This window comes from Bradyrhizobium ivorense (genome assembly GCF_900696085.1).
Lineage (GTDB): Bacteria > Pseudomonadota > Alphaproteobacteria > Rhizobiales > Xanthobacteraceae > Bradyrhizobium > Bradyrhizobium ivorense.
In genome coordinates, this window is the sequence record NZ_CAADFC020000012.1 from 1 (window position 1) to 21,319 (window position 21,319).

At 65.8% G+C, this 21,319-nt stretch carries 23 protein-coding genes and 1 pseudogene; 8 read left to right on the plus strand and 16 right to left on the minus strand.

Features of this window, described 5'->3' with window-relative positions; translation table 11 throughout:
• The 6 genes and pseudogenes from CI41S_RS45360 to rph all read right to left on the minus strand — a co-directional run.
• Positions 1 to 672: pseudogene (locus CI41S_RS45360) on the minus strand (IS5 family transposase); the annotation flags it as partial.
• A 69-nt stretch (positions 673 to 741) separates the two neighbouring features.
• Positions 742 to 1,587, minus strand: a complete 846-nt coding sequence (locus CI41S_RS16635; RefSeq protein WP_139860495.1) for a hypothetical protein — start codon at positions 1,585 to 1,587, stop codon at positions 742 to 744.
• Positions 1,584 to 2,681 (minus strand): aminotransferase class I/II-fold pyridoxal phosphate-dependent enzyme, encoded by a 1,098-nt coding sequence (locus tag CI41S_RS16640; protein WP_139860497.1) that lies wholly within the window; start codon positions 2,679 to 2,681, stop codon positions 1,584 to 1,586. Before CI41S_RS16640 ends, CI41S_RS16635 begins: the two co-directional genes overlap by 4 nt.
• Positions 2,682 to 2,778: 97 nt before the next feature.
• The gene (gene hemW / locus CI41S_RS16645; protein WP_139860499.1) at positions 2,779 to 3,936 is read right to left on the minus strand and encodes a radical SAM family heme chaperone HemW; all 1,158 of its coding nucleotides are present in this window, start codon (positions 3,934 to 3,936) and stop codon (positions 2,779 to 2,781) included.
• Positions 3,923 to 4,558 carry an RdgB/HAM1 family non-canonical purine NTP pyrophosphatase gene (rdgB, locus tag CI41S_RS16650; RefSeq protein WP_139860502.1) on the minus strand — a complete coding sequence of 212 codons (636 nt, stop codon included), beginning with the start codon at positions 4,556 to 4,558 and terminating at the stop codon, positions 3,923 to 3,925. The genes hemW and rdgB overlap by 14 nt, the downstream gene beginning before the upstream one ends.
• An 11-nt stretch (positions 4,559 to 4,569) precedes the next feature.
• Positions 4,570 to 5,283 carry a ribonuclease PH gene (gene rph, locus CI41S_RS16655; protein ID WP_139479611.1) on the minus strand — a complete coding sequence of 238 codons (714 nt, stop codon included), beginning with the start codon at positions 5,281 to 5,283 and terminating at the stop codon, positions 4,570 to 4,572.
• A 158-nt stretch (positions 5,284 to 5,441) separates the two neighbouring features.
• On the opposite strand from rph, the gene hrcA reads away from it, so the two are divergent.
• Both hrcA and grpE read left to right on the plus strand, forming a co-directional pair.
• A complete protein-coding gene (gene hrcA, locus CI41S_RS16660) occupies positions 5,442 to 6,530 on the plus strand; it encodes a heat-inducible transcriptional repressor HrcA (RefSeq protein WP_139860504.1) in 1,089 nt (362 codons plus the stop codon).
• A 174-nt stretch (positions 6,531 to 6,704) separates the two neighbouring features.
• Complete coding sequence (gene grpE / locus CI41S_RS16665; protein WP_139479613.1) at positions 6,705 to 7,310, plus strand: nucleotide exchange factor GrpE; 606 nt, start codon at positions 6,705 to 6,707, stop codon at positions 7,308 to 7,310.
• A 21-nt stretch (positions 7,311 to 7,331) separates the two neighbouring features.
• On the opposite strand, the gene CI41S_RS16670 is transcribed toward grpE, so the two are convergent.
• From CI41S_RS16670 to pncA, 3 genes are all read right to left on the minus strand, one after another.
• The gene (locus tag CI41S_RS16670) at positions 7,332 to 7,757 is read right to left on the minus strand and encodes a VOC family protein (RefSeq protein WP_139479614.1); all 426 of its coding nucleotides are present in this window, start codon (positions 7,755 to 7,757) and stop codon (positions 7,332 to 7,334) included.
• Between the two features lie 75 nt (positions 7,758 to 7,832).
• On the minus strand, positions 7,833 to 8,687 hold the full coding sequence (locus CI41S_RS16675) for an AraC family transcriptional regulator (protein WP_139860507.1): 855 nt from the start codon (positions 8,685 to 8,687) through the stop codon (positions 7,833 to 7,835).
• 12 nt (positions 8,688 to 8,699) lie between these two features.
• Positions 8,700 to 9,410, minus strand: coding sequence for a bifunctional nicotinamidase/pyrazinamidase (gene pncA, locus CI41S_RS16680; protein WP_139860509.1), 711 nt, complete (start codon positions 9,408 to 9,410; stop codon positions 8,700 to 8,702).
• Positions 9,411 to 9,576: 166 nt separating this feature from the next.
• On the opposite strand from pncA, the gene CI41S_RS16685 reads away from it, so the two are divergent.
• Positions 9,577 to 10,340, plus strand: a protein-coding gene (locus CI41S_RS16685) for an IS5 family transposase (protein WP_139860511.1) whose coding sequence is annotated in 2 segments (ribosomal slippage) — positions 9,577 to 9,912 and positions 9,915 to 10,340 — 762 coding nt in all. Because the reading frame shifts where the segments join, the coding sequence is not laid out codon by codon here.
• Between the two features lie 13 nt (positions 10,341 to 10,353).
• Here the strand turns inward: CI41S_RS16685 and CI41S_RS16690 are convergent.
• From CI41S_RS16690 to CI41S_RS16700, 3 genes are all read right to left on the minus strand, one after another.
• Complete coding sequence (locus CI41S_RS16690; protein WP_139860513.1) at positions 10,354 to 11,547, minus strand: adenylate/guanylate cyclase domain-containing protein; 1,194 nt, start codon at positions 11,545 to 11,547, stop codon at positions 10,354 to 10,356.
• A 50-nt stretch (positions 11,548 to 11,597) separates the two neighbouring features.
• The gene (gene aroC / locus CI41S_RS16695; protein WP_139860827.1) at positions 11,598 to 12,686 is read right to left on the minus strand and encodes a chorismate synthase; all 1,089 of its coding nucleotides are present in this window, start codon (positions 12,684 to 12,686) and stop codon (positions 11,598 to 11,600) included.
• A gap of 263 nt (positions 12,687 to 12,949) precedes the next feature.
• The gene (locus CI41S_RS16700; protein ID WP_139487422.1) at positions 12,950 to 13,549 is read right to left on the minus strand and encodes a histidine phosphatase family protein; all 600 of its coding nucleotides are present in this window, start codon (positions 13,547 to 13,549) and stop codon (positions 12,950 to 12,952) included.
• A 175-nt stretch (positions 13,550 to 13,724) separates the two neighbouring features.
• On the opposite strand from CI41S_RS16700, the gene CI41S_RS16705 reads away from it, so the two are divergent.
• Both CI41S_RS16705 and CI41S_RS16710 read left to right on the plus strand, forming a co-directional pair.
• Positions 13,725 to 14,213 (plus strand): sigma-70 family RNA polymerase sigma factor, encoded by a 489-nt coding sequence (locus CI41S_RS16705; RefSeq protein ID WP_139487421.1) that lies wholly within the window; start codon positions 13,725 to 13,727, stop codon positions 14,211 to 14,213.
• A gap of 69 nt (positions 14,214 to 14,282) precedes the next feature.
• On the plus strand, positions 14,283 to 15,047 hold the full coding sequence (locus CI41S_RS16710) for an anti-sigma factor family protein (RefSeq protein ID WP_139860515.1): 765 nt from the start codon (positions 14,283 to 14,285) through the stop codon (positions 15,045 to 15,047).
• Between the two features lie 578 nt (positions 15,048 to 15,625).
• Here CI41S_RS16710 and CI41S_RS16715 read toward each other — a convergent pair.
• Positions 15,626 to 16,582, minus strand: a complete 957-nt coding sequence (locus CI41S_RS16715) for a DnaJ C-terminal domain-containing protein (protein WP_139860518.1) — start codon at positions 16,580 to 16,582, stop codon at positions 15,626 to 15,628.
• 160 nt (positions 16,583 to 16,742) lie between these two features.
• Complete coding sequence (locus CI41S_RS16720) at positions 16,743 to 17,150, minus strand: RT0821/Lpp0805 family surface protein (RefSeq protein ID WP_347339254.1); 408 nt, start codon at positions 17,148 to 17,150, stop codon at positions 16,743 to 16,745.
• A gap of 105 nt (positions 17,151 to 17,255) precedes the next feature.
• Between CI41S_RS16720 and pdxH the strand changes: the two genes are divergently transcribed.
• Both pdxH and CI41S_RS16730 read left to right on the plus strand, forming a co-directional pair.
• A complete protein-coding gene (gene pdxH, locus CI41S_RS16725) occupies positions 17,256 to 17,897 on the plus strand; it encodes a pyridoxamine 5'-phosphate oxidase (RefSeq protein ID WP_139860523.1) in 642 nt (213 codons plus the stop codon).
• A gap of 60 nt (positions 17,898 to 17,957) precedes the next feature.
• Complete coding sequence (locus CI41S_RS16730; RefSeq protein WP_139487416.1) at positions 17,958 to 18,710, plus strand: SDR family NAD(P)-dependent oxidoreductase; 753 nt, start codon at positions 17,958 to 17,960, stop codon at positions 18,708 to 18,710.
• Positions 18,711 to 18,860: 150 nt separating this feature from the next.
• Here CI41S_RS16730 and CI41S_RS16735 read toward each other — a convergent pair whose 3' ends face one another.
• Entirely contained in the window at positions 18,861 to 19,082 is a 222-nt protein-coding gene (locus CI41S_RS16735) for a hypothetical protein (protein WP_139487415.1), read from the minus strand.
• Between the two features lie 220 nt (positions 19,083 to 19,302).
• A complete protein-coding gene (locus CI41S_RS16740; protein WP_139487414.1) occupies positions 19,303 to 20,280 on the minus strand; it encodes a magnesium transporter CorA family protein in 978 nt (325 codons plus the stop codon).
• Between the two features lie 340 nt (positions 20,281 to 20,620).
• Here CI41S_RS16740 and CI41S_RS16745 point away from each other — a divergent pair, with 340 nt between their 5' ends.
• Positions 20,621 to 21,298, plus strand: coding sequence for a L,D-transpeptidase (locus CI41S_RS16745; protein ID WP_139487413.1), 678 nt, complete (start codon positions 20,621 to 20,623; stop codon positions 21,296 to 21,298).
• The last annotated feature ends 21 nt before the right edge of the window (positions 21,299 to 21,319 follow it).

Genomic DNA, 21,319 nt, shown 5'->3' on the forward strand with positions numbered 1-21,319 from the left:
GCTTGAGCTTTGAGAAGCAGCATTCGACGAGGTGGCGCTGGGCATAGAGATACTTGTCGAGCGGATGCTTGAGCGCTCGTGACGGGTTGTTGGGGATGACGGCGAGCGCCCCTTTGGCTGCGATGGCTTGGCGCAAGTGATCGGCGTCATAGGCCGTGTCGCCCATGACCACCTCGGCAGGCAACCCCTCGATCAATTCGGCAGCTTGCGGTGCATCGCCCTTCTGACCCGCGGTGATCGTGAACCGTACGGGACATCCCAAGCCGCGAACGGCCATATGTATCTTGGTGCTCAGGCCGCCGCGCGAACGGCCAATTGCCTGATCTTCAGACCCCCTTTTTTGGCCCCGGCAGCATGCTGATGGGCTCGGACGATGGTGGAATCGACGATCAAATATTCGAAGTCGGGGTCATCGGACATCGCCTCGAAGATGCGGCACCAGACGCCTTTGGCGCTCCATCGACTGAAGCGCCGGAACACGCTGTTCCAGTCTCCGAACGCCTCCGGAAGATCACGCCAGGGAGCGCCCGTACGCACGATCCAAAGCACACCCTCCACGAACATCCGATTGTCGCGGCCGGTCGAGCCCTTCTGGTCAGGCCGGCCTATGATCAGCGGCGCCATCCGCTCCCACGCCGCGTCGCTCAACACCAGCCGATCCATCACACCCAAGACTGCCTCCCCAAAAGCAATCTTGAATCTGATTTGCCCCTAAAAGGGAATCCCTAGAGTCCACACCACCTAACCGGTCTTTGTCGCGGCAGCGAATTCGGCCTCGTAGCGGCGCCGGTTGCTCCAGTAGATGTTGGCGAACAGCGCGGCTTCCTGGCGATAGGGAATGTGGTCGTCGGGATCTTCAGCGGCGTGCGTCTCGATCCATTCCGCATGCGCCTTGATCGCGCTGGAGCGATCGCCCTGCAGCGCGCGGATCTGGAAATCGAACATGTGGCTCTCGATTTCGAGATAGCGGTCGTACCAGCAGGTCGACCACTGACGGTTCTGCAGGGCGAAGCGCCGGATCCAGCGCTCGGTCAGGTCCATCTCGTGCTCGGGCTTCGAGAACATCACGTCGCGCCGCGCCTCCTGCAACGTCTCGATCGCGACCGGCTTGTTCTTGCGCCACAGCGTCTGCATCGCAGGGGCGGTCAGGAAGCGGTCGGCATAGATCGGATGCGGGAAGGCGATCTCGCGCAGCTGCGGCAGCTCGAAATAGACCCGGATCTCCGAACAGACGCTGGCCTTCAGCTCGTTGTCCTCCATCTTGCGATGGAATGCGTCGAAGCCGATGCCCGGGAAATACGGCATGAAGGCCGCGTGGAACATCTCGTGCAGGCGGTAGAGGTCCTCGATCGCCGGATTGTCGTAGGTCCGGTTCATCGTGACGCCCCACCACGAGCAAAAATGCGCGCGTTCGAGCCGGTCGTCGGTCGAGTCGCAGAACAGCCGCGGCAGGCTGGCGAACTGCTCGACGATGTCGTGAATGAAGCCGCCGTCGGCGTGCGAGGCGCGCAGCGGCGCACTGCGCCAGAGCTCGAAGACGTGACGGTGAACGTCCTGCGGGCTGGTCAGGATGACCGGGTTCTTCAACGCGCGCCTCCCGACACTGCGATCGGTCCGGCGGTCCCGATCATCTCGGCCATCGCCGGCGTCAGGCACAGCCGCAATGGTGCATCGATGTCGCCGGCCGGCCGGCGCAGGAACGCGGCAAGCGCGCGATCGGTCGTCGCGTCCGCTACCGCAAGCGCCAGCACGCTGACGTCGCTCGGCGTCAAGGCAAGGCCGAGGCGGCGGCCGATCTGTTCCGCGGCCTCGCGCTGGGTGGGCCGGTAGCGCCGCGGCAGATCGAACACGTCGTGGCGTTCGAGCAGCGCGCTGCCGAGCTGCAACGAGGTCAGGTTCTTGAACCATTGATTGCCGAACAAGGTCGGCATCGCCTTGCGGCTCAGCACGCCGCCGATGCGGTCGTAGTAGACGCCGAACGGCTTTGACAGGCTGAAGGCCAGCGCCAGCACCGCCGGACTGTCGGCCGCTATCCGCGCGGCGGGCGGCTCGGCAATGGAGCCGACATAGGTGACGTCGAGCAGCACGCGGGGCTGATCGCTCGCCGCGGCGAGCAGGGTAAGGAAGTCGTTGGCCTGCGGCCAGACATTGCCGTCGATCGCCGACGGCTGGCTCAGGCAGAACAGCGCGGTGGCCGGAAGGGTGCGGCCGACCGTCTGCCAGTCGGCGCGGGCATGCTCGACCACGGCGATCCCGCAGGCCTCGGCGTAGGCCTTGTAGCCCTCATACTCGCCGGCGAAGACGTGCACCACGGGATCGAATTTTTCGCTGCGCGCGCGATTGCCGTAGGCGGCGATGACGTGAAACAGCGCTTCGCTGCCGCCCGCGGTCGGATAGCGCCAGGGAAAGCCGCTCCTGTCGATCGCAGTCACCGGTGCTGCCCACGTCATCCAGCGCTCGATGAAGGCCTCATGCGCGGCGAATTGCTTGCCGGTCCAGGCGTCGCGAAACTGCTCGAGATGATGCCGCCGCGCGGCATCCGGCCCGTCGAGCGCATTGCCGAGGATGATTTGCTTGGCCGCCTCGGTCTCCGGCGTGACCAGCGCATAGACGGTCTTGCTCGCGCCGGCGCTTTTGACGCGGCGGTCAAGCTCGGGATCATGGATCGGTGGCGCGTTCATGATCGTTAACTCGACGGGCAATCGGAACAGGCGAGGGAACCGATACCACAGCCCAGCGGGCAGGGAGCGAAATCCCTGCCGATTGGCTACTCAACGGTTACGCTGCGAGGTCCGCGACCACGGCGTCGAGCACCGGGAAGCCCGACTTCGTCACCCGCAGGCGTCCGTCGGCATCGACGTCGATCGCGCCTTCCTCGCGCAGCATCGCGATCCGGCGCGGATCGAGCTCGCGACCGGACAGTTTAGCGTAACGCCTGGGGTCGATGCCCTCGGCCAGCCGCAGTCCCATCAGCAAGAATTCGTCGGCGCGCTCTTCGCTGTTGAGGCTGTCATCGGTCATGATGCCGTGACCGCGTTCCTCGACCTTCGATAGCCATGCCTCGGGACGCTTGTCGGTGGCGGTCGCGTGCCTGACGCCGTCGATGTCGAGCCGGCCATGCGCGCCGGGGCCAATGCCGGCATATTCCTCGCCGCGCCAGTAGACCAGATTGTGCCGGCACTCGGCGCCAGGGCGGGCGTGGTTGGAGATCTCGTAGGCCGGCAATCCCTCAAGGGCGCAGACCTCCTGTGTCACGTCGTAGAGGGCGCGTGAGGTCGACTCGTCCGGCGTCTTCAGTTTGCCGGCGGCGTGCAGCCCGAAGAACGGCGTGCCTTCCTCGATGGTGAGCTGATAGAGCGACAGATGCTCGGCGGCTTCCGAGATCGCCTGCTTCAGTTCGCCGGCCCACATTTGCGGCGTCTGGTCGGGGCGGGCGTAGATCAGGTCGAACGAGTAGCGGTCGAACGCAGAGCGCGCGATCGCCACCGCGTCGAGCGCCTCGCGCGCGGTGTGCAGACGGCCGAGCGCTTTCAGCGAGGCATCGTCCAGCGCCTGCACGCCGAGCGAGACGCGGTTGACGCCGGCGGTACGATAGCCGCGAAACCGCGTCGCCTCGACACTGGTCGGATTGGCCTCGAGCGTGACCTCGACATCTGGCGCGACCGACCAGTATTTGCCGATCGCATCGAGCACGCCGCCGACGGTCTTCGGCTGCATCAGCGAGGGCGTGCCGCCGCCGAGGAAGATCGACGACACCTCGCGTCCCGGCACGCGCGCGGCCGTGGTCTCGATCTCGCGGGTGAAGGCGCGCACGAAGCGGTCCTCGTCGATCGGCGCATGCCGGACGTGGCTGTTGAAATCGCAATACGGGCATTTCGACAGGCAGAACGGCCAGTGCACGTAGACGCCAAAAGCTGGTCGTTCAGCGTGGCTCAAGGCAGATCTCCGCGAGCTTCACGAAGGCACGGGCGCGATGCGACAGGCCGAGCCCGAGCGGCGGCAGGCCGTGCTTCTCGATGCTGCTCATCTCGCCGAAGGTACGCGTGTGCCCGTCGGGCAGGAAGGCCGGATCATAGCCGAAGCCGGCGGTGCCGCGCGGCGGCCAGACCAGGGTTCCATCGACGATGGCTTCAACCTCTTCGAGATGATCGTCCGGCCAGGCCACGCACAGCGCCGAGACGAAATGCGCCTTGCGCTTGTCCGGGCTGGTGGCGCCGCGCTCCTTCAGCAGGCGCTCGATCCGCGTCATCGCCGCCATGAAGTCCTTGCCCTCACCGGCCCAGCGCGCGGAGTGAATGCCGGGCGCGCCGCCGAGCGCATCGACCACAAGGCCGGAATCATCGGCGAAGGCCGGCAATCCGGTCGCCTTCGCCGCGGCAATCGCCTTGATCGCCGCATTGGCGCGAAAGCTGCCGCCGGTCTCCTCGGGCTCGCCGAGACCGAGCTCGCCGGCCGACACCGCCTCGACGCCGTGCGGCGCCAGCAGTTCCCGCATCTCGGCAAGCTTGCCGGGATTATGGGTGGCGATGACGAGCTTACCGGTGATTCGGCGGTGCATGACCAATGTGTCTACGCCACCGCGATCTTTTGCAAGTCGACCAGACGCGCGACACCTTTGCGCGCCAGCGCCATCAGCGCCAGGAATTCGTCCTGCGTAAACGGCGTCTTTTCCGCGGTGCCCTGCACCTCGATGATGCGGCCGTCGCCGGTCATGACGAAATTGGCGTCGGTCTCGGCTTCCGAATCCTCGGCATAATCGAGATCGAGCACCGGCGTGCCCTGGTAGATGCCGCAGGAGATCGCCGCCACGTTGTCGCGCAACACGTTGGCCTTGATCATGTTGCGGGTCTTCATCCAGTTGATGCAGTCGGCCAGCGCCACCCAGGCACCAGTGATCGAGGCGGTGCGGGTGCCGCCATCGGCCTGGATCACGTCGCAGTCGACCGTGATCTGGCGTTCGCCGAGCGCGTCGAGATCGACGGCGGCACGCAGCGAGCGGCCGATCAGGCGCTGGATCTCGACGGTGCGGCCGCCCTGCTTGCCGGCGGAGGCCTCGCGGCGGGTGCGTTCCAGCGTGGCGCGGGGCAGCATGCCGTATTCGGCGGTGACCCAGCCGCGGCCCTGGCCCTTCAGCCATGGCGGCAGGCGCTCCTCGAGCGTGGCGGTCACCAGCACATGGGTGTCGCCGAACTTCACCATGCAGGAACCCTCGGCATATTTGACGACGCCGCGTTCCAGTGTGACGGGACGCAGTTCATCGGGCGCACGGCGGCTTGGCCGCATTGGAAATCCTCCGAAAATCCGTGAGATGGCTGGCGGTGCTTGTAGGAGGGGGAACGGGCAGCGGCAAGGGTTTTCGGCCCGGTATCGGGAGGCCGAATGCGTGCTTGTCACCGGGGCGCCGGAGCTACAAATTAGGGGTTGTTACCAAGGAGTGGAGTGTGGCTCAGCATGATCCGATCGGCCTGATCACGCCCTATGCGGGGCTGGCCCAGCTCAACGAGCGCTCGCGCGATATTTTTCGTCAAATCGTCGAAAGCTACCTTGCGACCGGCGAACCGGTCGGTTCGCGCAACATCTCGCGCCTGATCGCATTACCGTTGTCGCCGGCCTCGGTCCGCAATGTGATGTCGGACCTCGAGCAGCTCGGGCTGATCTACGCGCCGCACACCTCGGCCGGCCGGCTGCCGACCGAGCTCGGCCTGCGCTTCTTCGTCGATGCCCTGATGCAGGTCGGCGACCTCACCGAGGACGAGCGGCAGTCGATCCAGACCCAGCTTGCCTCCGTCGGCCGCGCGCAAACCGTCGAGGCCGCGCTCGGCGAGGCGCTGACCCGGCTGTCGGGGCTGACCCGCGCCGCGGCGGTGGTGCTGACACCCAAGGCGAATGCGCGGCTGAAGCACATCGAATTCGTGCGGCTGGAGCCGGAGAAGGCGCTGGTGGTGCTGGTCGGCGAGGACGGCAGCGTCGAAAATCGCGTGCTGGCGCTGCCGCCGGGGGTTCCCTCCTCGGCGCTGACGGAGGCGACCAATTTCCTCAATACGCGGCTCCGCGGCCGGACCCTGGCCGAGGTCCGCCTCGAGCTCGAGACGGCGTTGACGCAGAGCCGCGCCGAGCTCGATCAGTTGACGCAAAAGGTCATCGCGGCGGGGATCGCGAGCTGGTCCGGCGGCGAGAGCGAGGATCGCCAGCTGATCGTGCGCGGCCACGCCAATTTGCTGGAGGACCTGCATGCGCTCGACGATCTCGAGCGCATCAAGTCGCTGTTCGACGACCTCGAGACCAAGCGCGGCGTGATCGATCTGCTCGGCCGCGCCGAACGCGGCGAGGGGGTGCGGATCTTCATCGGCTCGGAGAACAAGCTGTTCTCGCTGTCGGGTTCCTCGACCATCATCGCGCCCTACAGCGATGCCCACGGCCGGATCGTCGGCGTGCTCGGTGTGATCGGTCCGACCCGGCTGAACTACGCCAGAGTGATCCCGACGGTCGACTACGCCGCGCGGGTCGTCAGCAAGATTTTGGGCGGCTGACCGGGTCGAACTTCGCTCAATTTGACCCGGTTCCTCCATGGGAGGTGGAAACCATGCCGGGGCGGGCCGCGTTCCAAACCCCATCTAGCGCTTGATTTTCATCGCCCAAAGCACGATATCCCGGCCAACAATCCCCAAGATTTGAACCGACGCGAGTTTTCGAGAAGGCACGCCATGACCGATCCGAACCGGGCCAACGACAACACCGAGAATTCGGCGCCGACGGGTGAGCCCGTGGTCTCGAAGCCCTACGTCATGCCTGACGAGCCCGAGGTGGGATCGGCGGAGGCGCTGGCCAAGGAACTGGCCGAGGCGCGCGACCGGACGCTGCGCACGCTGGCCGAGATGGAGAATCTCCGGCAACGCACCCGCCGCGAGGTCGCTGACGCCAAGACTTATGGCATCACCGGCTTCGCCCGCGACGTGCTGGAGATCGCCGACAATCTGCAGCGCGCGCTCGACGCGGTGCCGGCGGAGGCCAAGGAAGCCGCCGATCCCGGGCTGAAGGCGCTGATCGAAGGCGTCGAGCTGACCGAGCGCTCGCTGCTCAACGCGCTGGAGAAGAACGGCGTCAAGAAGTTCGATCCGATCGGCGAAAAATTCGATCCGAATTTCCAGCAGGCGATGTTCGAAGTGCCGGATGCGTCGGTGCCGTCGGGCACCGTGGTGCAGGTGATGCAGGCCGGCTACATGATCGGCGAGCGCGTGCTGCGCCCGGCGCTGGTCGGCGTCTCCAAGGGCGGCGCCAAGGCCGCCCCGGCCACCGACTTCACCGCCTGATCGTTCCCGAGCCCGCTGGCGTCAAGCCAGCGGCTTCTCGTGCGCCTTCGGCCAATAGGTGCCGAAGCTCCAGAGATTTCCTTCCGGATCGCGGCAGGCGAAATCGCGGCTGCCGTAGTCGGTGTTGCGCAACTCCATCTCGATCTTCGCGCCCGCGGCCTTGACCTTGGCATGCAGCGCATCGGGATCGGTGACGGCGATATAGATCGAATCGGTGCGGCGGCCCTCGATGTCGCCAACCAGCTTGCCGTAGGCGTCGTCGCGGCTCTGGCCGAGCATCAACATCGATGAGCCATAGGCGAGCTCGGCATGGTGGATCACGCCAGCGTCGCGATAGACGACGTGCTCGGTGAAGCCGAGCACGGTCTTGAGCCAGTCGATCATCGCCTCGGCATCCCTGCAGCGGAGCGTCGGGTAGATGCGCGGTGGTTCGATTTCGTTGGTCATGGTCGTTGGCCTCGTTGCTGATCGCCTGATGTCGCCACTATGCGCAGGCCAACGCGGCATCGGCTTGAAGGTTTGTTACCAGTCCGCCAGTTCATCCTCGACGCGCACCAGCCGGCTGTCGGTCAGCGCCAGGCGGCGCGCCCAGGCGGTCGGCGGTTCCCCGGCAAATTCGACGAATTCGCGGGCAAGATGGGCCTGGTCGGCATAGCCGGTTTCGGCCGCGATTCCTGCCCATCCGCCAGCTGCGCCACTCTGCGCCAGCCGGCTCGCCCGGTGAAAGCGCATCAGGCGCGCCAGCGCCTTGGGCGGCAGGCCGAGCTCGGACCGGAACCGGTCGACGAGGTGCTTGCGGCTCCAGCCGATCTCGCCGGCCAGCGCCGTGATGCGGGCGGCGCCGCCGGTCTGCGCCAGCCTGCGGTAGGCGAACACGATCTCGGGCGAGGGCGGCCGGCCGATGCGGCGGAGCACGAAGTCCTCGATCAGGTCGAAGCGGCGCTGCCACGATGGTGCGGCGCCAAGCCGCTCGCGCAGCCGATGGCCGTCATGGCCGAGCACGTCGGCGATCGCGACCATGCGCCCGGCGAGCTCGGTGACGGCACCGCCGAACACGCGATAGGCACCGAGCGGGGTGAAATCCACCTGCACACAGGCGGCCCCGCCATCGGACTCGATGTAGACCGGTCCCGGATAAAGCCCGGCGGCGAAGCTGAGCTGACGGTCCGATGCCTCGGGCTCGCGTCCGAGCGCGATCAGGAACGGCGTGCCGAAGCTGATGATCAGCGGAACGATCAGCGGCGCGGTCTGGCGCTGGGCGAACCGGCCGCCCGCCGTCTCACGATAGCCGGTCATGGCGATGATCGTGCCGGCCTGTTGCGGCGACCGCGCGCGTTGCACGAACTCGAAGGCGAACGGTGCCGCGGATTCGGCCATGCGCAGCGCGCCCTAGGCAATATCCGACGACTGGATGCGCTTGACCCCGGCCTTGGCCATGTCGGCCCAAGCCTTGGCGAGCGAGCCCTGAGTGTCGATGCCGCGGCAGGCGTCCTCCACCACCGAGGTCTCGAAGCCGGCCTTGCGGGCATCGAGCGCGGTCCAGGCCACGCAGAAATCGGTGGCGAGCCCGGCCACGAAGACGCGCTTGACCTTGCGCGCCTTCAGGTAGGCGGCGAGGCCCGTGGTGGTCTTACCATCGGCCTCGGTGAAGGCGGAGTAGCTGTCGACGTCCTTGTGAAAGCCCTTGCGGATGATCAGCTCGGCCTGCGGGATCGCGAGATCCTTCGACAGCGCGGCGCCGTCAGTGCCCTGCACGCAGTGGTCGGGCCACAGCACCTGCTTGCCATAGGCGAGGTCGATGGTCTCGAACGGCTTCTTGCCGGAATGGACCGAGGCAAACGAGATGTGCCCGGGCGTGTGCCAGTCCTGCGTGATCACCACATTGGCAAAGCTCTTGGCGATCCTGTTGATGATCGGCACCACCTGCTCGCCATCCTTCACCGCGAGGCTGCCGCCGGGCAGGAAGCAGTTCTGGACGTCGATCACCAGCAGCGCCGAGGCATCGTCCGGCTTGATCGCTGCCGCCCGCAGCCGACCCGGAACCAGGCTCGCAAGTGCCGCCGCACCGATGCCTGCAACCACCCGCCGTCGATCCAACATCGCGCCCTCCTCGCTCTGCATGAGACTTGCGAGAAGGCTAGTTCCGTTCGCGGAGCTGCGAAAGTGCGATTTTGCGGCGGGCTTTGCGAAACGCTAGGTGGTGTGGACTCTAGGGATTCCCTTTTAGGGGCAAATCAGATTCAAGATTGCTTTTGGGGAGGCAGTCTTGGGTGTGATGGATCGGCTGGTGTTGAGCGACGCGGCGTGGGAGCGGATGGCGCCGCTGATCATAGGCCGGCCTGACCAGAAGGGCTCGACCGGCCGCGACAATCGGATGTTCGTGGAGGGTGTGCTTTGGATCGTGCGTACGGGCGCTCCCTGGCGTGATCTTCCGGAGGCGTTCGGAGACTGGAACAGCGTGTTCCGGCGCTTCAGTCGATGGAGCGCCAAAGGCGTCTGGTGCCGCATCTTCGAGGCGATGTCCGATGACCCCGACTTCGAATATTTGATCGTCGATTCCACCATCGTCCGAGCCCATCAGCATGCTGCCGGGGCCAAAAAAGGGGGTCTGAAGATCAGGCAATTGGCCGTTCGCGCGGCGGCCTGAGCACCAAGATACATATGGCCGTTCGCGGCTTGGGATGTCCCGTACGGTTCACGATCACCGCGGGTCAGAAGGGCGATGCACCGCAAGCTGCCGAATTGATCGAGGGGTTGCCTGCCGAGGTGGTCATGGGCGACACGGCCTATGACGCCGATCACTTGCGCCAAGCCATCGCAGCCAAAGGGGCGCTCGCCGTCATCCCCAACAACCCGTCACGAGCGCTCAAGCATCCGCTCGACAAGTATCTCTATGCCCAGCGCCACCTCGTCGAATGCTGCTTCTCAAAGCTCAAGCAATTCCGCCGCGTCGCAACCCGCTTCGAAAAGACCGCTCGAAATTATCGGGCGGTCGTCACCCTCGCAGCCATCATTCTCTGGCTGCGGTAAGTGTCCACACCACCTAGCCGGCAGCGGCGCGCGACGCCTCGTCGTGCAGGCCGTAGACCCGCTCGGCCTTGGCGAATCCGGCGATCGGAAATTCGCCGAGATCGCTCCAGCCACCCTCGCAGATGCCGGCGAAGCGTTCGGAGGCGACGACCGTACGGCCGAGCTTGCCCGCGATCTTCTCCAGCCGCGCGGCGAGATTGACCGCGGGCCCGATGCAGGTGAAGTCGAGCCGGTTGCCGCCGCCGATATTGCCGTAGAGCACGCGCCCGAGATGCAGCGCGACGCCGAAGCGGAAGCGTTCGACGGCCTCGCCATTGGGAAACTGCAGCGCTGCGACGCCGGCGCGGGATGCGCGCGCCGCCTCCAGCACCCGCGAGCACACCTGGGCCTCGTCGCCGACATATTCGTCGACCGGAAACACCGCGAGCAGCCCGTCGCCCATGAACTTCAGCACTTCGCCGCCCTGGTCGCGGATCGCCGCCACCTGACAATCGAAATAGAGATTGAGGATCTCCACCACCGTCTCGGCCGGCAGGCGGTCCGACAACGCGGTGAAGCCGCGCAGGTCGGACAGCCAGATCGCCGCATCCATCGTATCGGCATGGCCGCGCCTGATCTGGCCGCCCAGGATGCGTTCGCCGGCCCGGTTGCCGACATAGGTGTCGAGCAGCAACGTCGCGGTGCGGCGCAGGGTGACGATCTCGATGTAGCGCGCCAGCGGCACGGTGATCGATCGGATCGCGTTCAACTGCTCCTCGGTGAAGCCACCCGGCTGCTTGGTGGTCCAACTCGAGGCATTGGGGGGCCCATCGGTGTTGATCAGCGGCAGGGCGATATAGTCGGTGACGCCTTCGGCCTGCAAATCCTGGACGATCGGAAAGCGCGTGCTGGCGGGATCATCGAGCCGCGCCCTCACTTCCACTCCCTGCTTGAACACGATCGAAAGCGGGCTGACAGCGAACTCCGGCGAGTCCAGGATATCGTGAGCGACGGAGCCGACTTCGACCTCGCCACCGGGTTTCCAGAAGAAATGCCGGCCGTAGATCTCGGGATGCAGCGTGCGCACGAACACGCCGACACGCCACAGCGGCAAGCCGGCCCGGACCGCGCGTTCGCACGATTCCGCCATCATCTGCGCCGGGGTCGGCGCCGACCGCGCGCCATCGATCATCCACTCGTTGATCTCCCGCAGTGCCGACATGTCCATGGCAGTCCCCCAGGCGCGCACCTGATCTGGCGACCATCACTATATAGTGTTCAGCGCCCGATCTGCCCGCGATCGCGCAGAAAATGATCGGCCAGCACGCAGGCCATCATCGCCTCGCCGACCGGCACGGCGCGGATGCCGACGCAGGGGTCGTGGCGGCCCTTGGTCAGGATGTCGGTGTCGGCGCCCTTGCGGTCCACGGTCCGCCGCGGCGTCAAGATCGAGGAGGTCGGCTTGACCGCGAAGCGCACCACCACCGGCTGCCCGGTCGAGATGCCGCCCAGAATGCCGCCGGCATTGTTGGACAGGAAACGGGTGCCGTTGTTGCCGGTGCGCATCTCGTCGGCATTCTGTTCGCCCGAGAGCTCGGCGGCGCCGAAGCCCGCGCCGATCTCGACGCCCTTCACCGCATTGATGCTCATCATCGCGGAGGCCAGGTCGCTGTCGAGCTTGGCGTAGATCGGCGCGCCGAGCCCGGCCGGCACGCCCTCGGCGACCACCTCGATCACCGCGCCGATCGAGGAGCCGCTCTTCCTGATGCCGTCGAGATAGCTCTCGAAGAACGCCGCCTTGTCCTTGTCGGGGCAGAAGAACGGGTTGTTGGCGATCTCGTCCCAGTCCCATTTGTCGCGGTCGATCTTGTGCGGGCCCATCTGCACCAGCGCGCCGCGCACCTTCACGTCCGGCAAAATTTTGCGCGCCACCGCGCCGGCCGCGACGCGGGTTGCGGTCTCGCGCGCCGAGGAGCGGCCGCCGCCGCGATAATCGCGCAGGCCGTATTTTGCCTCATAGGTGAAGTCGGCATGGCCGGGGCGGAACTTGTCCTTGATCTCCGAATAATCCTTCGAGCGCTGGTCGGTGTTCTCGATCAGAAGCGCGATCGGCGTGCCGGTCGTCACCTGCACGCCGGTTTCCGGATGCGCCATCACACCGGACAGGATCTTGACCGCATCCGGCTCCTGGCGCTGGGTGGTGAAGCGCGACTGGCCGGGCCGGCGGCGGTCGAGGTCGTGCTGGATCTCCTCCGCCGTCAGCGGGATCAGCGGCGGGCAGCCGTCGATGACGCAGCCGATCGCGACCCCATGGCTCTCGCCGAAGGTCGTGACGCGGAACATATGGCCGAAGGTGTTGAAGGACATGGCTGTGTGGTAACGCGCGGGGTCAGCAGCGTCAAACAGGTTCGTCATGCCCGGGCCCCGGGGGACGAGCCGCGCCTGCGGTTTTCGGAATAATGGAAGAATACCGCTGAGTTGCCCGACGTGTCAAGTCACTGTGTCGGTCGTGCCGTGTCGGTCGACGGGCAGCCACCGGCTACTTTGCATGGGGTTGTTTTGCGCATATTGCCAGTGCGCCTCCCTGCGACGGCAGACTGTCGCATGCGAGGGAGGGAGTTGCGCGTCCCTTAACTATATTTCCGCAGGCCCAACTCGCCGAACACATACACCGCGCCCTGCTCGATGAAGAGGTCCGCGGCGCTGACCGGGGTCTCGTGGCCGAGCGCGACCATCAGCGCCCGCGCGGTGCCGCCATGGGCCACAGTGACCGTGTCCGCCGTGACCGAGCGGTGCCAATCGGTCATCCGCGCCTGCACCTCGACATAGCTTTCGCCACCCGGCGCCGACACCGTCCACTTGTCGGCCTGGCGGCGGGCATAGAGCGCGGGCTCGGCGGCTTGCGCCTGCGCCAGCGTCGAGCCCTCCCACGCGCCATAGCCGATCTCGCGCAGCCGGCTGTCGAGCGCGTAGTCGCCCGGCGGCAGGTCAAGCTCGCCGCGCACCAGCTCCATGGTGGCGCGCGCCCGGATCAGCGGGCTTGCGACGAACACGAGCCGCGCCTTGTCGCGTCCGTCGCGCGCGAGCAGATCGGCGAGGACGCGCCCGGCATGCGCTGCCTGCCGGCGGCCGAGCTCGTTGAGCGCGATATCCTGCACGCCCTGCAGCCGGCCCTCTGCATTCCATGACGTCTCGCCGTGGCGGATGTAGTAGATCGTCGGCATTGGCATTACGTATTCGCTGCTTGCGGGGGTCGAGGTACACCAGCACTCCGGCCGGGTACAGCCCAAATCGGTCGCGGCGACGGTGCCATGCGCGCAAGACGGCGCTGCCGGAATAGGCACGCAATTTGGGTGTTATGTTGGATAAGGCGGTTGCCGCCGAGATAAGCGAAGACTGGAATACATGACCGCGTTTCGCCAAAGCATCGAGGCCATGATTCCGGCGCTCCGCCGCTACGCGCGCGCGCTGACGCGTGACGGCGATATTGCGGACGATCTGGTGCAGGATACGCTGGTGCGGGCGCTACGCTCGGAGCGGCTGTTCCTCGGCGGCGACATCAGGAGCTGGCTCTACACGATCCTGACCAATTTGAACAAGAACCGCCGCCGCTCGCTGGCGCGGCGGCCGCCATTGATGCCGCTGCTCGACAACAACGCCGACGCCAGCGGCACCGAGGCCGAGGGGCGCGACATCGAGCGCGCGCTGTCGACGCTGGTCGAGGAGCAGCGCTCGGTGCTGCTCTTGGTGATGCTGGAGGGCATGAGCTACCGCGAGGTCGCCGATATCCAGGGCGTGCCGATCGGTACCGTGATGTCGCGCCTCGCCCGCGCCCGCGCCCATGTCAGGGCGGTGCTGGACGGCGAGCGCCCGGCGCTGCGGCGGGTGAAATGATGACAGAGTGCGTGACGACGGCGTTGTGCATGGGTGTTTTTCGAACAGGATTTGACAGAGACAACTGATATGACCGAGCCGAATATCCCCGTCACCGAAGACGAGCTGCACGCCTACGTCGACAACGAGCTGCCGGCCGAACGCCGCGGCGATGTCGAGGCCTGGCTCGCGGCGCATCCCGACGAAGCGGCACGGGTCCACTCCTGGCGCGCGATGGCCGACGCGCTGCATGCGCGCTACGACGGCGTGCTGGACGAGGCGGTGCCGAAGCGGCTCGAGCTGGAACGGCTGGAGCGCCAGCCGCGGCGCTGGATCTATGGCGCGGTGGCGGCGACGCTCGCCGCCTTCATCGCCGGCGGCGGCATCGGCTGGGTGGCGCGCGGCGCCGCGGCGGCGCCGTCGACCTTCCAGAGCTTTACGGTCGATGCGCTCGACGCGCACCGGCTGTATGTGGTCGAGGTGCGCCATCCGGTCGAGGTGCCCGGCAGCGAGCGCGACCATCTGCAGGCCTGGCTGACCAAGCGCTGCGGCTGGGCCGTCCGCGCGCCGGAGCTCGCCGGGCTCAAGCTGGTCGGCGGGCGGCTGCTGCCCGGACCGAGCGGTCCGGCGTCGTTCCTGATGTATGAGGGCGCGTCCGGTGAGCGCTTCACGGTCTATACGGCGAAAGCGAAGACCGAGGCGACCCAGATGCGCTACGCCGTCCAGGGCGGCGATGGCGCGCTGTTCTGGGCCGATCGCGGCGTCGCCTATGTTGTCTCGGGCGGCAGCGACCGTAACCGCCTGACCCAGGTCGCGCAGTCGGTCTACGACCAGATGGAGAAAAGCGGCGGCTAAAGCATGATTCGGAAGATGCGAAGCGGCCTTGCAGCCTCAAAGCGCGAGGAGCGTGGGCGACGACGCTAGAGCGCGATGCCGATTCATCCCATTCTTTGCGCCGTCCCGTAGTTCTACGGGAGCCGAAACACTAGCTATGCCGGTGAGTGAATCCGGCCTCACTCAGCGTCCCAATTCCGACATCGAAAATTTCGAGTCGCGCCATTGCCGCGTCTCAATATCGTACCGGATGATCACGCGAAGATGATGCCGCGCACGATCCGCCGATCGGCGCACGCGGCCTCGATTGGGGTTTGGTACCGCGCTGGTCTCCCTCTCGAGGCCGCACTCCTTTTGGGAGCTGCCGGCGTGACCGCTCTGCTCGCCGCAGAAGCGGACGCTGGCGTCTGCCACCTATAGACGCGTTCGCGGCCCATCCTGTCTACCCGCAAGAATCCGGAGCAGAGCAGTTTTCGCGCCTCGAGCGCGCGCGGCGGCGAGCGCGTTTGCCAGCGAAGCGGATGCCGCTTCGCGTAGCGAAAACGCCTCGGGACAAGAACCCAGAGCTCCGTTCCGATCCCATCGGAACGGAAATAACTCTAGCCCAGATCGCGCGGATTATAGGGGTGTTGATCCCGCCACTTCTGCATCAATGCCTCAAGCTCGGCATCGTTCCCGTCGGGAAGGATGATGCGGGTGGTGACGTAGAGATCGCCGGTGGCGCCCGCCTTCGGCAGACCCTTGCCCTTGAGGCGGAAGGTGCGGCCGCTGGAGGTGTTCTTCGGGATCGACAATTCGACCGCACTGCCGAGCGTCGGCACGCGGACCTTGCCGCCGAGCACTGCTTCATAGAGCGTCACCGGCAGATCGACCCTGAGATCGTTGCCGTCGACCTTGAAGAACGGATGCGGCGCGATCGAGATGGTGATCAGGAGATCGCCGGGCGGGTGACCTTGCGCGGTCTCGCCCTGCCCCTTCAGCCGGATCTGCTGCCCGGCGACGACGCCGGCGGGAATCTTGACGTTGAGCTCGCGGCCGGTCGGCAGGCGGACGCGCTTGTCGCCGCCATTCACCGACTCCTCAAGCGTCACCGTCATCGCAACCGACAGATCGAGATCGACGCCGACCCCGCCGCCATCGAAATCGAACGGGTTGGACCGTCCCGCGCGGGCACCGCCGCGGCTGGCATTGCCGAACATGCTGTTGAGGATGTCCTCGAAGCTGCCGCCGCCCATGGTGCCGCTGCCGCCTGGCCCGGTGCGAAAACTATATTCAAAGCCGCCGGGGCCGGCACGGCCGCCCGCGCCGCCGCCAGGAAAGCCCTGGAAGCGCGGCTTGCCTTCGGCATCGATCTCGCCGCGGTCGAACTGCTTGCGCTTGTCCTCGTCGCCGATGATCTCATTGGCCGAATTGATTTCCGCAAAGCGGTTGGCCGCCTTCGGGTCATTCTTGTTGCTATCGGGGTGATGCTTCTTGGCGAGCTTGCGATAGGCGCTCTTGATCGCTGCGGCACTGGCGCTCCGCGGCACCCCCAAGACCTCATAGGGGTCGCGCATCCGTCACGTCTCCTTCACGGGAATAATCAGGTTCGGAACCCATTGGGCCCGCTTTCTCTTCATCTGGGGCCTCAGTGGCATTTTTGCAACTAGCGAACCGGTATCCGCGCTCGAAAACGCTTCTAGTCCGGCGCGGGCTTCGTCTCAATGGCCGCAACGCTCAGGACTTGGCCCACGGCTTGAGCGTATGGATTTCCCACCGCCCCTGTCCAGTCTTACAAGCGGCGCCCTGCAGCCAGCTCTCGGTGGTTCCATTGACATAGCTGGCGAGGAAATCCCGGCAGGTGCGGCCGTCCTCGCCGGAATAGGCTTGGGCCAGCGGCGTCACCGAGCCGCGCGCGCCGGTCTCGGGATTTTCCCAGGGCTGGCTGGAATCCTTGTTGCCCCTTGTCAGCACGTCGGAGGCGGCGTTGCGGGCAAACGCCAGATCGCTGTCGGTCGGCGGCGCGCTGACCTGGGTCGGCTTGAGCGCGCCGGTGACGTCCTTGTCGTCCATCTTCGCGAAGGCATCGCCGCGCGACAGGCTGCAGCCGCTGGCGCCGACACCGATGAGAATGAGCGTCACCATCGCGCCCGCGGGGCGGATCGCCGATAGGCCAACGCCTTCCCATGCCCTATATAGGGCTGACAACGCGTTTTGTGACGCGGGCGGACGCAAATCGGGACTCCTGCCATGACTGACACGACCTCCATCAAACACCCGGCACCGTTAACATCGGGTGATTTTACCGCCGCGGCGGAGCCGTTTGCCCTGTTTGCCGAATGGTTTGCCGAAGCTGTCAAGTCCGAGCCGAACGATCCGAACGCGATGGCGCTTGCCACCGTCGATGCCGACGGGCTGCCCGACGTGCGGATGGTGCTGATGAAGGGTTTTGATGCCGACGGTTTTGTCTTCTACAGCCACATCGCCAGCGCCAAGGGCCGCGAACTCGCCGCAAACCCCAAGGCCGGGCTGCTGTTCCACTGGAAGTCGCTGCGCCGCCAGGTGCGCATCCGCGGGCCGGTGACGCCGGTGACCGATGCCGAGGCCGACGCCTATTTCGCCACCCGGCCGAAGCAGGCGCAGATCGGCGCCTGGGCCAGCAAGCAGTCGCAGCCGCTGGAGAGCCGCTTCGCCTTCGAGCAGGCCATCGCGAAAGTCGGCGCCAGATATGTGATCGGCGAGGTGCCGCGGCCACCGGGCTGGAGCGGTTGGCGGATCACGCCGCAGCGCTTCGAGTTCTGGCACGACCGCCCGTTCCGCCTGCACGACCGGATCGAATTCCGCCGCGACGGCGCGGATGATGCATGGTCGAAGGTGCGGCTCTATCCCTGACGCCCTCAGACTCCCTGACGTCATCAGACGCGCGACGCCGTTCAAAGCTGAAAGGTCGACATGCCCCCGTCATCCAACGCGCCGCGGCGCACGCTGCTCCTGACCGGCGCCAGCCGCGGCATCGGCCATGCCACCGCGATCCGTTTTTCCTCCGCGGGCTGGCGGGTCATCACCTGCTCGCGGCACGCCTTCCCGGAAGTCTGCCCCTGGGGCGCCGGGCCGGAAGACCACATCGAGGTCGACTTCGGCGACCATGACGACACCGTTCGCGCCATCGCGGAAATCCGCAAGCGGCTGGTCAATGACGAGTTGCACGCGCTGGTCAACAATGCGGCGATCTCACCCAAGGGCGCCGGCGGCGCCCGGCTCGGCACCATGGACACCGATGTCGAGGCCTGGCTGCACGTCTTCCGCGTCAACTTCTTCGCCCCGATCATGCTGGCCCGCGGCCTGCTCGAGGAGCTGAAGCACGCCAAGGGCGCCGTGGTGAACGTCACCTCGATCGCGGGCTCGCGCGTCCACCCGTTCGCAGGCGCGGCCTATGCGACCTCGAAGGCGGCGCTGGCGGCGCTGACGCGCGAGATGGCCTCCGACTTCGGCCGCGTCGGCGTCCGCGTCAACGCCATCGCGCCCGGCGAGATCGACACCTCGATCCTGTCGCCCGGCACCGAGAAGATCGTCGACCAGCAGATCCCGATGCATCGCCTCGGCACGCCGGACGAGGTCGCCAAGATCATCTACGTGCTGTGCACGGAGACCAGTTCCTACGTGAACGGCGCCGAGATCCACATCAACGGTGGCCAGCACGTCTGAGCGATGGATAGGCTGGTCTGTTCGGGGAAGGGGTCGAAGCGATCCCGGCCGCCGCCGCGGCCGCACTCCAGGGATGGCTTCACTTGGCAGGCGTAACTTGGCAGGCGTAACAACGCAAACGAGGCTTCTGCCTCTCCGAGGCGAGAGCCTCTAGTCTGCGTAGAACCGACGCGACTTCTTCTCGCGCGGCTGCAGCGCGATGTCGTTCAGCGCGCTGGAGCACTCGTCTTCGTTCTCACCATCAAGCAGCGCAGCGCCACAGTAGCGGCAAAGCTTCGGCGAGATCGCCTGCACCTTGCCTGAAGCGCGGTCCTGTTGATAGCGCGCAAAGTCGATGACGTTACGCCGTGGCGTTATGATTTTCGCAACCATTGCTGTCCTCCGGCTTTCGAGGCGGGCGTTATCGCAGACAAGTTTCGCCCAAACGTTCAGCGCAACACTCAAATTTTAGCAGAGGAAATAAGGCAGTTGCCTCAATCCCAAAATGCGACGCGCGCTTCTCGTTTGAGCATGATCTCCGCGCAAAGGCTCCGCGTTTGTCGCGAGCGAAAACCGCTCCACGCTTTTCCGGATCATGCCTTGAAAACAGGCCCTACAGCCACTTCTTCCATTTGAAGATCCAGTACGGCACGACCGCCGCGGCGAGCATGGCGACGAGCGCCAAGGGATAGCCGTGCACCCACTCCAGTTCCGGCATCACCTTGAAGTTCATGCCGTAGATCGAGGCGATCAGCGTCGGCGGCATCAGGACAACCGCCATGACCGAAAACAGCTTGATGATGTTGTTCTGTTCCAGATTGACCACGCCGAGCATGGCGTCGAGCACGAAGGTGATCTTGTTGGAGAGGTAGGAGGCGTGGTCGGTCAGCGACGAAACGTCACGCTGCATGGTCTTGAGCTGCTCGCGCATGTCCTTCGACCATTTCACCCCCTCCACCACGGCGGACAGGAAGGTGACGAGGCGGCCAATCGAGACCAGGCTTTCGCGGACCTTCGAGGTCAGGTCGCCCTTGCGGCCTATCGCGATCAGGATTTGCGAGTACCGCTTGGCCTGGCCGTGGCGCTCGCTCTCGGGCTCGAAGATGTCGTGGGAGACCTCGTCGATGTCGGCGCCGCAGCGCTCCAGAATGTCGGCACAGCGGTCGATCACGGCATCCAGCAGTTCCATCAGCACCTGCTCGCCGGTGATGGTGGGCGCGCAGGAGCGGGCCAGCTTGTTCTCGACCAGCGCGAACGGCTTCGGCAGGTCGTAGCGGACGGTGACTAGGCGGTGGCCGGTCAGGATGAAGGTGACGGCCGTGGTGCGCGGCATGTCGGTGTCGGATTGGCACATCAGCGTCGCGGTCATGTAGCGCGCGCTGTTCTCGATATAGAGGCGGCTGGAGATCTCGATCTCCTGCATGTCTTCGCGGGTCGGAACCGCGATCCCGGCCAGCTTCTCGACCGCCCGGTCCTCCTCCACCGTCGGGTTCACCAAATCAACCCAGACCGCTGCCTCAGGCAGCGCCGCCAGGTCGTTGGTGGCGCCCTTCTTCAGGGCGAAATCGGACGGGACGTACACCGACAGCATCAGGAACTCCACGAAACGGGGCGGGCAGGACCGGCGGACTTAACGCGATTCTGGTCGGCGCTTCATGACCGGCGCATTAACCGGGCATCCATATTTGTGGCGGCCAAAGGGCGGTAGCGCTGCGCCGACTCGGGCGACCGTTGCCTGTTTGCACAAAACCCGGCCCGGCGCCAGAACACTTGCGGCAAAAAAGCCACAGATCACGTCCCGCGATGCGGGAGAAGCATCTAAACGCTGGGAAGAACGGCAGGTTTCGGCAATAATGCCATTAATGGAATCGTGGCGGTTGGGGCGCGATATTGGCGCTTTGAGGCGCAGATTTTCGATTGGAATTTAAATCATGTCGTCGCTGAAAGTTACCCTGGGTATCCTGGCCGCGGGCCTGATGCTGTCTGGTTGCATGCAGGCCACAACCTACGAGGCAACCAACACTTCGAACTTCAAGCCTCGCGACAAGGAACTGCTGGCCAAGACCACCTACGTTAAGACCCCGGTCGCCGAGCCGTTCCGCCGCGCCATCGTCGAGTATCACCGCAAGGAAGCCCCCGGTTCCATCGTGGTCGATTCCGACAACCACTACCTCTATTACGTGCTGAACGACGGCAAGGCGATCCGCTACGGCATCACCGTCGGCGAAGAGGCGATGGCCTGGTCCGGCATCGCCAAGGTCGGCAGCATGACCGAATGGCCGGCCTGGCACCCGACCCCGGGCGAAATCTCCCGCCTCGGCGTGCCGACCTTCGTCGCCCCCGGCCCGGACAATCCGATGGGCTCGCGCGCGATGTATCTCTACTCGGGCGGCAAGGACACGCTGTTCCGCATCCACGGCACCAACCAGCCGGAATATATCGGCGCCTCGATCTCCTCGGGCTGCATCCGCATGACCAACGAGGATGTCATCGACCTCTACAACCGCGTCAAGCTCGGCACCATCGTGGTGGTGCTGGAGCCGAAGCACGGCGATAGCCCCTACAAGCCGCAGATGGCGCTGCAGGGCGGCGGCGGCGCCACCTACTGATCCGCACACCATCGCCAACGC

Coding starts and splice junctions, on each gene's coding strand:
- CI41S_RS16640 (WP_139860497.1), bottom strand. CDS start 2,681: ATGAACGCGCCACCGATCCATGATCCCGAGCTTGACCGCCGCGTCAAA.
- rdgB (WP_139860502.1), bottom strand. CDS start 4,558: ATGCACCGCCGAATCACCGGTAAGCTCGTCATCGCCACCCATAATCCC.
- rph (WP_139479611.1), bottom strand. CDS start 5,283: ATGCGGCCAAGCCGCCGTGCGCCCGATGAACTGCGTCCCGTCACACTG.
- grpE (WP_139479613.1), top strand. CDS start 6,705: ATGACCGATCCGAACCGGGCCAACGACAACACCGAGAATTCGGCGCCG.
- CI41S_RS16670 (WP_139479614.1), bottom strand. CDS start 7,757: ATGACCAACGAAATCGAACCACCGCGCATCTACCCGACGCTCCGCTGC.
- CI41S_RS16675 (WP_139860507.1), bottom strand. CDS start 8,687: ATGGCCGAATCCGCGGCACCGTTCGCCTTCGAGTTCGTGCAACGCGCG.
- pncA (WP_139860509.1), bottom strand. CDS start 9,410: ATGTTGGATCGACGGCGGGTGGTTGCAGGCATCGGTGCGGCGGCACTT.
- CI41S_RS16690 (WP_139860513.1), bottom strand. CDS start 11,547: ATGGACATGTCGGCACTGCGGGAGATCAACGAGTGGATGATCGATGGC.
- aroC (WP_139860827.1), bottom strand. CDS start 12,686: ATGTCCTTCAACACCTTCGGCCATATGTTCCGCGTCACGACCTTCGGC.
- CI41S_RS16700 (WP_139487422.1), bottom strand. CDS start 13,549: ATGCCAATGCCGACGATCTACTACATCCGCCACGGCGAGACGTCATGG.
- CI41S_RS16705 (WP_139487421.1), top strand. CDS start 13,725: ATGACCGCGTTTCGCCAAAGCATCGAGGCCATGATTCCGGCGCTCCGC.
- CI41S_RS16710 (WP_139860515.1), top strand. CDS start 14,283: ATGACCGAGCCGAATATCCCCGTCACCGAAGACGAGCTGCACGCCTAC.
- CI41S_RS16715 (WP_139860518.1), bottom strand. CDS start 16,582: ATGCGCGACCCCTATGAGGTCTTGGGGGTGCCGCGGAGCGCCAGTGCC.
- CI41S_RS16720 (WP_347339254.1), bottom strand. CDS start 17,150: ATGGTGACGCTCATTCTCATCGGTGTCGGCGCCAGCGGCTGCAGCCTG.
- pdxH (WP_139860523.1), top strand. CDS start 17,256: ATGACTGACACGACCTCCATCAAACACCCGGCACCGTTAACATCGGGT.
- CI41S_RS16730 (WP_139487416.1), top strand. CDS start 17,958: ATGCCCCCGTCATCCAACGCGCCGCGGCGCACGCTGCTCCTGACCGGC.
- CI41S_RS16735 (WP_139487415.1), bottom strand. CDS start 19,082: ATGGTTGCGAAAATCATAACGCCACGGCGTAACGTCATCGACTTTGCG.
- CI41S_RS16740 (WP_139487414.1), bottom strand. CDS start 20,280: ATGCTGTCGGTGTACGTCCCGTCCGATTTCGCCCTGAAGAAGGGCGCC.
- CI41S_RS16745 (WP_139487413.1), top strand. CDS start 20,621: ATGTCGTCGCTGAAAGTTACCCTGGGTATCCTGGCCGCGGGCCTGATG.